This window comes from Streptomyces sp. NPDC031274 (assembly GCF_055570235.1).
The window spans coordinates 1-1043 of record NZ_JBVIHP010000480.1 but is presented as its reverse complement, the minus strand read 5'-3'; the positions used below and the strand labels follow the sequence as shown (position 1 = coordinate 1043).

The 1043-nt window shown below is 71.0% G+C and carries 1 protein-coding gene and 1 pseudogene; both read left to right on the top strand.

Annotation, left to right across the window (positions count from 1 at the left end; genetic code table 11):
- On the top strand, nt 1-319 hold a 319-nt coding region (locus ACZ5CR_RS47325), incomplete at its 5' end, for a GNAT family N-acetyltransferase (RefSeq protein ID WP_468870266.1).
- Nucleotides 320-898: 579 nt separating this feature from the next.
- A pseudogene (locus tag ACZ5CR_RS47320) lies at nt 899-1043 on the top strand (Cmx/CmrA family chloramphenicol efflux MFS transporter); the annotation flags it as partial.

The following is a 1043-nucleotide window of genomic DNA, read 5'->3' as shown; positions in this document are numbered from 1 at the left end:
CCGGCCCGAGTGGGGCATGTTCGCCCTGGTCCGCACGGAGGACGAGGTCGCCGTCGGCGGGATGGGGTTCCACGGGCCGCCGGACGAGGAGGGTGTGGCGGAGGTCGGCTACGACGTGGTGCCTGCGGCGCGGGGCCGAGGCTATGCCTCGGAGGCGCTCCGTTCCCTCTCCGAGAGGGCACTGGCCCACCCCGAGCTCACTTCGCTCCTGGCCGTCATCGAACCGGAGAACGTGGCCTCACAGACGGTGGTGACCAGGGCGGGTTACGTCCGCGCCTCGGACCGCGAGAATCTCCACACGTACCTGCGTCGCGGCTGACCCCGAACAGAACCGCCGCTCCGTCTCCCGCCCGCCCATGACCCGGCAGCCGGCAACGCACGCGAGGGGACGGGCCGGTATGCCCGCCCGGAGCACGGCTCCCCGCACTCCGGAACCGAAGAACCAACGCGGCCACCAGACGATAGCGAGGACGGACATACCGGCACGGCACCGCACCCACAGACGGACCCGCACCGCAGCACGCACGCACCCGCAGCCGGCAACGCACGCGAGGGGACGTGCCGGTATGTCCACCCGGAGCACGGCTCCCAGCACTCCCGAGCCGAAGAACCAACGCGGCCACCGGACGATAGCGAGGACGGACATACCGGCACGGCACCGCACCCACAGACGGACCCGCACCGCAGCACGCACGCACCCGCAGCCGGCAACGCACGCGAGGGGACGTGGCGGTATGTCCGCCCGGAGCACGGCTCCCAGCACTCCCGAGCCGAAGAAGCAGCACGGCCACCGGACGATAGCGAGGACGGACATACCGGCACGGCACCGCACCCACAGGCGGACAAGCCCCGCCCCGCACCAGGAATGCCAGGCCTCACCCCAGCGTTGACCACTGTTATGCCGACACCTGACCCAAAGGCCCCTGCCTCCAAGGCCCCCAGGCCAGGGAAAAGCCGTACCCGCATGCCCGTAGCCGTCTACATCCTCGGCCTGGCCGTCTTCGCCCTCGGCACGAGCGAGTTCATGCTCTCGGGGCTCCTGC